10 protein-coding genes are annotated in these 10,108 nt (G+C 40.5%); 3 read left to right on the top strand and 7 right to left on the bottom strand.

Going from position 1 to position 10,108, the window contains the following annotated elements:
• Both LB467_RS18005 and LB467_RS18000 read left to right on the top strand, forming a co-directional pair.
• Positions 1-433: hypothetical protein (locus LB467_RS18005; RefSeq protein ID WP_224475467.1), on the top strand; the 433-nt coding region annotated here is incomplete at its 5' end.
• A 133-nt stretch (positions 434-566) separates the two neighbouring features.
• Positions 567-995: a methionine-R-sulfoxide reductase gene (locus tag LB467_RS18000; RefSeq protein ID WP_224475465.1), complete on the top strand. Its 429-nt coding sequence runs from the start codon at positions 567-569 to the stop codon at positions 993-995.
• Between the two features lie 572 nt (positions 996-1,567).
• Here the strand turns inward: LB467_RS18000 and LB467_RS17995 are convergent.
• The 3 genes from LB467_RS17995 to LB467_RS17985 form a co-directional block, all read right to left on the bottom strand.
• A complete protein-coding gene (locus LB467_RS17995; protein ID WP_224475463.1) occupies positions 1,568-2,695 on the bottom strand; it encodes a trans-sulfuration enzyme family protein in 1,128 nt (375 codons plus the stop codon).
• 32 nt (positions 2,696-2,727) lie between these two features.
• The gene (locus tag LB467_RS17990) at positions 2,728-3,192 is read right to left on the bottom strand and encodes a RidA family protein (RefSeq protein ID WP_224475461.1); all 465 of its coding nucleotides are present in this window, start codon (positions 3,190-3,192) and stop codon (positions 2,728-2,730) included.
• A gap of 518 nt (positions 3,193-3,710) precedes the next feature.
• Entirely contained in the window at positions 3,711-4,649 is a 939-nt protein-coding gene (locus LB467_RS17985; protein ID WP_224475460.1) for a DUF1259 domain-containing protein, read from the bottom strand.
• Between the two features lie 565 nt (positions 4,650-5,214).
• Here LB467_RS17985 and LB467_RS17980 point away from each other — a divergent pair.
• A complete protein-coding gene (locus LB467_RS17980; protein WP_237690471.1) occupies positions 5,215-5,310 on the top strand; it encodes a hypothetical protein in 96 nt (31 codons plus the stop codon).
• Between the two features lie 376 nt (positions 5,311-5,686).
• On the opposite strand, the gene LB467_RS17975 is transcribed toward LB467_RS17980, so the two are convergent.
• The 4 genes from LB467_RS17975 to LB467_RS17960 all read right to left on the bottom strand — a co-directional run bounded on the left by LB467_RS17975 (position 5,687) and on the right by LB467_RS17960 (position 9,989).
• On the bottom strand, positions 5,687-6,271 hold the full coding sequence (locus tag LB467_RS17975; protein WP_224475459.1) for a DoxX family protein: 585 nt from the start codon (positions 6,269-6,271) through the stop codon (positions 5,687-5,689).
• Positions 6,272-6,648: 377 nt separating this feature from the next.
• The gene (locus LB467_RS17970) at positions 6,649-7,116 is read right to left on the bottom strand and encodes a hypothetical protein (protein WP_224475457.1); all 468 of its coding nucleotides are present in this window, start codon (positions 7,114-7,116) and stop codon (positions 6,649-6,651) included.
• 29 nt (positions 7,117-7,145) lie between these two features.
• Complete coding sequence (locus LB467_RS17965; protein ID WP_224475456.1) at positions 7,146-7,613, bottom strand: thioredoxin family protein; 468 nt, start codon at positions 7,611-7,613, stop codon at positions 7,146-7,148.
• Positions 7,614-7,640: 27 nt separating this feature from the next.
• Positions 7,641-9,989 (bottom strand): TonB-dependent receptor, encoded by a 2,349-nt coding sequence (locus LB467_RS17960; RefSeq protein ID WP_224475455.1) that lies wholly within the window; start codon positions 9,987-9,989, stop codon positions 7,641-7,643.
• Between the last annotated feature and the right edge of the window lie 119 nt (positions 9,990-10,108).

Raw genomic sequence — 10,108 nt, 5'->3', positions numbered from 1 at the left:
GAAAAACGCATCAGATGAAGAGATGGCTATAGAGGATGACATCTTCTGGTGGCACATAGCCATTTTTGCAGTTTTCAACATCATCATCGGTTATTACTTTTACCACGATTCGGAAGTAAATGGCATCAGTTCTTTCCTTACATTTATCGCTTTAGGCTTTCATTTCCTCCTTGTCGACTACTCGCTCCTCCAACACCATGAGAAAATGTATGATAGAACCGGTCGCTGGATAATGGCTGGTGCTGTTGTTACTGGTTGGCTAATAGGTGTAATCTTTACGATCCCAGACATGATCTCATCTTCAATGTTTGCCTTACTCGCAGGAGCCATCGTTGTAAATACCTTTAGAGAAGAGCTTCCTGAAGACAAAGAAAATAATTATGGTTTCTTTTTAATAGGAGCTATAGCGTATACGATATTGTTAAACATTTAATTCCACGCGTATGGACCACTTACAATAGGAGAACCGAAGAAACGCCTTTTTAACCACCGGCCACACTACTGTTGGAAAGTTAGCTGGCTTAAATTTTGCATCTATAAATACCTAATTATAAATAGAAAGAACTATGGAATTCAGAAATATCAAAATAGCAAAAGACCCGTCAGCATATAACAAGCTCACCAATGAAGAAGCCCGCATTATCGTTAACAAAGGTACTGAGCATCCAGGCATGGGTGAATATGAGCGCAACGAAGCAGAGGGAGTATACCTTTGTAAACGCTGCAACAATCCGCTTTACACATCAGATTACAAATTCGAATCTCATTGTGGCTGGCCCAGCTTTGATGAAGAGATACACGGAGCCGTGCAGCGTGTGCCGGATGCAGACGGTCGCCGTACCGAGATTGTTTGCGCCAATTGTGATGCTCATTTGGGACATGTTTTTGAAGGAGAATATCTAACGCCAAAGAATGTGCGTCATTGCGTTAACTCACTCTCCATGACTTTTGTGCCGGTAGAAGAACTGGAGAATGAACGTCAGGATGAAGATTAAAAAGATTAATGTACAACATGGTGAGAATTAGAAAATAGATAGAAAACACCAGCGGCAGAAAGTGAATTACACTTGCTACCGGTGCGGCAACATTCTGTTTGAGGTGAAAAACAAATTTGATGAAGGTCCGGATTTTCATGTTTTTGGCTCAGGTAGGTGAGGGTGAGAACGTGAAACAAAAACCGCTCGAGATATGGCAAGGCATCGTACTCAAAATGGTATGCAGCCAGTGCAAAGAGCACCTGGAACCCCTGTTAAAACACGCTAGGAACCCTACGCAACATAAGTATTAGATGTCGCTCCCTTAAATAAATAAGAGGCCACCTTTCATAAATACTCCAGTGGCAATTCAGTAGTGTCGAGAGCTGTTTCAATTGTTTTAACTCAACATTCTTTTAGAGATTTTCTCGTTTGTAATTGATACAGAAGTTAATATAGGCATTCCGTTCTCCCAGCAATTCAATCCGTTCGTTATCGACAATTAGAAAGGATTGTGTCCGGCTTATTCAACCAGATAGGGAAATCTGAGCCCTTGAAACTTTTAATTTAATTATACTCCTGTTTTACTTCTATTAACTACTTGCTATCGCTGCCAGTATATCACGACGCAGATCGTCTGCATCTTCTATTCCAACAGAAAGGCGCAACAGGGCATCGGTAATACCTTGCTCCAGTCGCTCTTCTTCTGATAAACTGGCATGAGATGATGTGGAAGGCTGGCAAATTGTGGTTTCTAAACCACCCAGACTTAGAGCCGGAATAACCAGTTGCAGCCTATTTAGGAACTCCTCTGTTTTGGAATCATCTTTTAATTTAAAGGAAAGCATTCCTCCAAACCCGCCTTTCATTTGACTAGCAGCAACTGTGTGATTCGGATGGCTCTCCAGACCAGGATAATAAACTGCCGATATTTCCGAATTTTCCTGTAAAGCTTTTGCTAATTTTAAAGCATTGGAGCTCTGTTTTTCAACCCTGAGTGCCAGGGTCTTTAGGCTCCGCTCTATTAGGTAACAGTCCAAACCGTTCAGGCTGCCCCCAAAATTCAAGGCACTCTGGTAAATAATGTCATTTAACTTGTGAGAGGTAACAATGGCACCAAAACACAGATCATGGTGCCCCCCCAAATATTTTGTACCACTGTGGACGACAATATCAAAGCCCATAGAAATCGGATTTTGAATAATAGGTGTGGCAAATGTATTGTCTACCACCGATATTATATTGTTTTTTCGAGCAACTGCGCTGATCACCTCCAGATCAACTATGGAAAGCAAAGGGTTAGAAGGTGTCTCAGTGTAAATCACTTTGGTGTTTTCCCTGATCAGGCAATCCAGTCTTCCAATTTCATCATTGGGAATAAAGTCAAAATCAATATTATATTTCGGAAACTCCTCCACGATAAGCTTGGCGGTACCACCATAAATCTCCTGTGAGAACAGAGCATGATCACCTGCTTTAAGAAAAGAAAAAAGAACAGTGGAGATGGCCGCCGTTCCAGAACTGAAAATCATTCCGGCATCCCCTTTTTCCAACCTGCACAATTTATCAACAATAGCTTTCTGATTCTCTGTGTTGAAATTTCGGGGATACAATATTTCGTTATAGCCAATATACCTGTTGGCAGTTGAAGTGTATATGGGAGTATTCACTCCCTGGTGTTTCTGCTGGTTGTGAACACAGTCTGTTTCCTTGCTGTACATACTACTATATTGATTAGAGCCTCTAAATATGCTTATTCTTCTACTTCTAAAGTTATTTCAATTTCTACGGCTATACCACGGGGTAAAGAACCCATGCCGACGGCTGATCGTACATGTTTTCCTTTTTCACCAAAAACTTCCACCATTAAATCTGAAAAACCGTTGATTACCTGGGGATGGTCTGTAAAATCTTCGGTGGCATTAACCATTCCCAGCACTCTCACAATTCTTTTTACACGGTTTAAATCACCAAGGGCCTGCTTGATGGTCGCAAGCACACAGACTGCTGCATTGCGAGCCGCCTGATACCCCTCCTCTAATGTCAAGTCTCTTCCCAGTTTGCCGATATCCACGGAGGTGGGTTCTCCGCTAAAGGAATGGCCAGATAAGTACAAGATGTTATTTACCTCCAGGTTGGTTAAATAATTCGCGACAGGATTTACTGGTACCGGAAGTTCTATTCCAAGGGTTTTAAGCTGCTCTTCTGGGTTGGTCATAATTATTTTATAGATTAAAATTAGGTAAAAAAGCACCTACCGTAGCGCTTGTCTATCTCACGATAATATACAACTTAAAACAAGAATTACCTTTTAGATTAGTTGATTCTAAAAAGATAGTTTTCAAATTAGATGAACTCAGTTTTCCAAACATAAAACCATTACTTCTACTTCCTGTTCATTTCCAAATCTCTCCGTAGGTGTGTAATTTGGAATACCGACGGAGGCGTGATGGCAGGTAGAAATTAAAACTTATTGCGCTGCAAATTTAAGCGGTTTGAGTTACTACTGACCTTGAAATTGAACTCTAAGAATTTAAATGTTCTCCATTTGATTATTCTAAGTTACAGGAAGATAGACTCGAACCACATAAATACTTGAAAACAAGATAGATTTGGACCGGGAAAGATTTAATATCGACCCAATTCATACATGATTTGGTTGTGGTGGCTACGCAAGACAAAAATCATGAAGGGTAAGCTTATCCTATTTCAGATGTTTAATTAAATAAAGTATTATTAATTCCCTGTTTGGTCCAGTGCTGCTTTTAATCCCTTTGCCAATTCTTCGGCTGGCCCTACTCCCCAGTAATGAAGAAAAAATATTCTTGGTTCTTCGTGAACCATATGATTATGAACAGCTACTACTTCAATATTGTTCTCTACCAAGGCTTTTATAACAGGTGCTACTTCGTCTGCAAGCATAGTAAAATCACCTGCTACTGCAGCTTTTTCAGTAGTTCCCTGCCAACTTGCCCAGGTGTTGAAGCCTAAAAAGGTACTCACAGGAGCTCCGTGTTCTTGAAGTTCAACATCAGGACGTCCAATGGTTAATTTATAAACACCATTATTCATTTTTCCCTGGTAACCTATAATACTGTCAATCATTTCAGTATTCAAAGTGTTTTCTACAGATGAACTCTCGACATCGGCTGGATTGGCACCTCGTATTTCACTTACTTTATCAAAAACAGCCTTGACACTTCTTCCCAATTTCTTTTCATCGCCCATACCACCTATGTGCATATACATAACATCGGGTTCATTCCGCACAAAATGGTTGTGAATCGCAGTGATGGTCAAACCTTGTTTAATAATTTCCTGTTGGACGGGTTTTAAGTCAGATTCAGTCACGACTATATCTCCCATTAACATTACCTGTTCTGAACCTGGGGCAAATGCCGCCCAACTTCCTAATCCCATCGGAGGAATAATCTTAAAGCCGTCAACGGACACATTTAAATCATTTTGTGGGACAGTGACCTTAAACTCACCATCATTTTCCTGACCCTCCATTCCCAACTCCTTTTTTAGCAGCTCGATATCAATTTTATTCAATGTAGTATCTTGAGTCGTTTCCTGATTTGCTGCCGCTAAATCAAATTTCTTTTCAGTATCCGCACATCCTAAGATGAATACAGAAAAGGCTAAAAAAAGACAATAAAGTGATTTTGACATAATTTTTTGTTTTAATTCAAATATACAAGAATATCCAGTACCCTCTCATAATCCTTAGCTATTAGGATACGGAACTTAATTAGAAACGAAGTTTCCATTATCACAGGTGAAGGAATAACTGAGGTGATTTCCATAGCTCACCCATTGGATTTCATACTGTCTCTTTAATAGGAGCTGTACAACCTCAAAAAGAATAACTAAGATAAAGAAGGTCCACACCGCTTAAAACCTACGCCGATTTTTTTAGCCATGATAACTTTGATACCAGGTCTAAAGATTGATCCAAGCTGCTTTACTCGCAAATAAGGACCATAAATGGCAATTCCAGCTGCAATTAATGACAATACGCCCAATGCAAAAGCCCAATATTGCTGTGTATACCGCAGTTACAGCTCTGTGGCTTGTCCGCCAGTTCAGCATAACACCAATTGCTATTAACTTATCTCTCCGAATTTATGGATCACCCCAGGGCCTGTTTTAAATTAGAAAAAAAACAAAATGATATCACGAGATTTATGTAAAGATATTATAAAGCATCAATGGACAAATACATGGTCTAATAAAAATGCTTGATGAAGATATTCATCCCAAGGAGGTACTTATTCAATTTAAGGCGGCACAGAAGGGTCTGGATAAAGCTCATTTTTATTTGTTGAATTAGACTTATCGGAAAGCTTTGGCCATAAAATATCTGAAACCGTAGATGCCTGCCGGGAAATTGTGGAAATGAAGGTCGCATTGATTTATACGAAAACAATTCTCAAATCTGGAAATGGATACCCCTACTTCAATACAGGATTCGGTTCTGGAATAATGTCAGGGATTTAGAGGTCAATTGTACAAATGATACAGCAAGTGACAGGCAATTAACAGCGTCTATTGAAAATAAAGGTTTTATTCTAAATAAGAATAAAACCTAACAAAACAATTATAGAATTATAATTACAATTCGTTCCTCAATTCAAAAAAAAGATTTGAATAAACTTTATCTCCAGCTAGTAGTAAGCTAATTTCAATGAATTACCAGTTGCTAAACTTTACATTTTTAAAGAGTTCTTCCTAGTCTTTTCAGTTTTTCTCTCCTCAGGCGATACATTAAATCGTCTGTGAAATCTCCGGTGCTGGTTTTCAAGATTATAGGCTTCATGAGCTATCACGGGATTTGCAATTAGTAAACCTCCATTCGCAGTGGCGCCAAGGACTATGGCCGAGGAAATTAAAATAATATTCTTAATGATATATTGGCCCAAAAGGGTAGGTACAAAAGCAGTATCAGTCCATGTTTGATCGGGGAAAAGCACAAGTGGCAAAAAGGTCCCTAACATTTGAACATAAAGTAGCAATAAGGTTGAGCGCATAAATTTACCCATTAATAAACCTATGCCTATCAAACCCTCCCAAGTGGCCAATATAGGCATGGAGAAAGCAGGTGAAATAAGTCCAAAGGTTAAGGCCGAAATAGTATCAGAGGCAATGGTTTCTGCAGTACTTACTCCAGGGAAATATTTAACCACGCCAAACCACATAAAAATGAGTCCAAGGGATATTCTTAAGATGGTCAAACCATTTCTCGCTTTCCATTCTATCGTTTCAATTAATTTACGCTGAATTATAGTTGGCAAAATAAATGCTTTTAAAATTTTTATTGATATATACGAATTTATAATGTTTTTGATCTTGAGAAGCAAATAAAACTGGTTCTTTGGTTTTACAGTAAGCCTATAATTTGAAATTCTATTAGGTATCGTAAGTTGGGGAGTGAATTATGCCCATCCTTTAAGGTGTGACAACATATAAATTTTATCAACCTCGGATTACGCCTTGTTACAGGCGTGCCCCGGGGGTCAAATATGAACTTGCCCTAAAAAAGGCTTGTTCATTTCAATCAACACTTACTAAAAAAACCTTTTTTAAAATGTTTTGTTTGTAGATTCTGAAAAACCGATCAAAGTGTCAACAAATTTTTGCCTTAATTTTTAAATTTGATGTACAGGCACAATCAGTTCATTCCAGCTCTACTGAACATACTTAGTTCTTTGGCCCATTTTACAATTATAGGTTGATATTCTCGAACATGGGCTTTTAATTTTCTTTCCTGATGGTTGGATATATACATCCCGGCTAATTCATAAAATATGTTCTTGAATTCTGTTACTGTAAAAGCACGGTAGGCCAATCCGTTATTAAAATTGGAAATAAAAGGGACCAGGTCATCACTGGCTTTTTTATAAATCGCTTCGGCTTCCTCCCATTGTCCTTCTTTTTGTGCTGCTTTTCCCGCAAGTTGTGTGCATTCACAAAACTCGATGACCACCTGGAAGTTGTGTTTATTAAGCAGATCCAGTTTTTTTAGGTTCTTTTTCATCTCCGCGAGCACATTTTTGTAATATCCGGAGGCTTGGAAATACCGCTCCTGCTTAAATGCGGTGTTCCCTTTTTCAAGTTTTTCAATCCATTTATGTCCCATAATATAACTTGTTTAACGTTCTTAAAATCCTATCGAAGCATTTTTAAAAGATCCTGTTCGGTCAGGTATTCGAAACTCCTTTGCTTGACCCTAAACGATTCGTCTAAGACCACAATTGCGGGTAAACTGAATTTGGTGTTTTTCCTGCTTGCCAGCAACAACGCGATTTGATGAATCCCATTGCGCTGTGTTTTTGCCTGTTCATTGGTAAAATCCCGACCATCAAAGCGTATGTTGCGTTTGCTTTCGGCATCCAATTTTACCGTGTAAAATTCCTCGTTGAGCTTCTTTATCACAGGTATTTTCTTAAAGGCCACCTGTTCCATTTTTTTACAGTACACGCACCAATCGGCGTTAAAATAGATCAATACTTTTTTTGGTTTTTCGGCAAGGGAATCTTCCAATTGCTCAAAAGAAATCCATTTAACTGATTGGTTTCCCTGAGCAAAAGCTGAATATTGGCTACAAATAAAAAACAAAATAAAAAGGTGTTTCATAATCTTATGGCATAAGTCTAATTAAAATTAAAGATGCAGCTTACCAAATTTAAGCCCGATAAAAAATGTGCGGGGTTTAGCGGGACCGTAAACATAATCAGAATCTCTTGTAGGGCCGCTGTCAAAATCATCTTGGTAGCTGTTGAAAAGATTCTGCACGCCGCCGCTAAAGGTCACGTGAAAATCTTCGGTAAGGTCAACATGATGACTCAAACGTATGTTGGCATCAAAAAATTCAGGAGTGTCCACCAAGTCCAAAAACCCTGAATCGCTCACTACCCGTGGAACTACCATGGAGCCGGTATAGGTTCCGGTAAGGTCTAAACCTGTATTTTCCACCAAAACAATATTCGCATTGAAATACCCATAAACGTTTGGGTTCCTTACAAATTGATCTACAATCACATCGGTTTCTTCTGTATTGGTTGCTTCGAACAACACCTGGGGCTCTTCGTACATGGATTTTTGCAAGGTCCCGCCCAATTGAAAGGTCAAATTTGATGAAGGGGAAACTCCAAATTCAAAATTCGTTCCAGTCACATAGGCCCCGCTCCCATTGCGCACCTCTTCCAAAATGGAACCGTTTGGCAATGTGGCGCCGGTGCTTACAGGAGTAAAAGGATTTTCCAACTTGGTATAAAAACCTTCCAAGAGGAAATTGGTCTGTACTTTTTCAAAATCTCTGGTATAATTCAGGGAAGCGGTATAGGCGTTGGAGAATTCAGGTTCCAAATTCTCCGAAAGGATCACAAAAGAAGGCTCGCCACCTACCGATGAGATGTGCAAATCTTCACTAAATGCCTGTGGCGCCCTAAAACCACGAGCATAGCCCCCGCGAAGTTTTAAATCTTCCGTAATATCGTACATTAGGGTAAGTCTTGGGCTCAATACGGTTTGTTCAACCTGGGAATCCCGGGACACCCCGCCCACTTTATAGAAACCATCTACCCCAATGTGGTCCAGCCTTCCGCCAAGCAATGCGGTAAAAACAGAAAAGGGTTTCCATTCATACTGCGCGAACGCGCCATAGGAATTTACTTTTTGGTCAATAAACCTATCGTAGCCCGCAATTTCATCTTCAGTGTTGCTGAAGTTGTATTCCGCACCTACGGTAAGCACATCCCGCACAAACTGTCTAGTGTATTGCATGCCCGCAAGGGCGGCAAGGTCTTTGGTGTTTCCGTAGGCATTTATGGCAGTTAGCGTATCCTGGGCGGTGCGCCCTCCGCCAAGGCCGCCATAAAAGCTCTCCCTGTCGGTCTTTTGCCCGGAAACATAAAACGAAAATTTGTTGGATTGGTCATTATTGAATACATCATAGGTAAGTCCGCCAATATACGTATCGTGGATCAATTCTTCGGTAATATCGGTGAGGTGTGGTGCCAGTTCCAGCCTATCGCCGCCCCTGCGGTCTTCCTTCAGCGCGGTCAGGTCCAGGGTAAACTTGCTGTTGTCGTTCGGTTTTAAAAACGCCTTAGCGCCAATGGAAGTATTGACTAGTTCCACGAGTTCTGTAAATCCGTCGCCGTTGGCATCATAGGCATCCCGGTCGCGGTTCATCCCAAGAACCGTTACCCCACTTGAAAGGTCATCGCTTATCACCGAAGCGTTAAAACTTAGCGTTATTTCCGGGGTGTCTCCATCTATAAGGCCGAAGTTGGAAGCAATTTCCCAACTGTTCAAAACGGGCTCTTTGGTAATGATGTTTATCGTTCCCGCAATGGCATTGGAGCCAAATAGGGCAGAACCACCGCTGCGCACAACTTCCACCCGGTCCAGAATAGAGGTGGGAATTTGTTCCAAGCCGTAAACATTGTTCAAAGCACTAAAAACCGCACGGGAGTTTACCAAAATCTGGCTGTAGCCACCGTCAAGGCCGTTGAGGCGTACCTGGGTAAACCCACAGTTCTGGCAGTTGGTCTCCACCCTTACCCCAGGTTGGTAGTTGAGGCTTTCTGATACGGTAATGGATTGAGTGGCGTTGAAAATTTTTGAATCTAGTACGTTTACCACCACAGGGGCGTCTTTTCGGTTTACCCGGTTTCTGGTGGCGCTCACCACCACCTCGCTAAGCCCCAACTTATCTTCTACTAGTTCAATATTTAAAGGGCTTCCTTCAAAATCTCTGGGATTGATTTCCATGACCACTTTTTTAAAGCCCATGGCTTGTATGGTAAGTTCTTTAGATCCCGGCTCCAACATCAATGAAAAATTCCCTGCCTTATCAGTAGCAGTTCCTATGGAAGTGCCTTCGATATATATATTGGTATATGCAACGGGTTTTCCTTCGTGGGCAATCATTCCCGAGACCTCTGTTTTCTGGGCAAGTACGGTTTGAAAAGTTAAAATGACAGAAAGCAAAGTAAATATTTTCATATGTGTTTTATTTTATTTTTAATCAATTAGGGCCAAAACTCTCCCGTAGGGCTTACTGCTCTATGACCGGTTTTCACTATTTACAGTGTGCTATAGGCCCAATTTTAATGGTGATCTAT

It is taken from the genome of Salegentibacter tibetensis, assembly GCF_020164485.1.
GTDB classification, from domain to species: Bacteria; Bacteroidota; Bacteroidia; order Flavobacteriales; family Flavobacteriaceae; genus Salegentibacter; species Salegentibacter tibetensis.
This window is presented reverse-complemented; position numbering and strand designations above follow the sequence as displayed.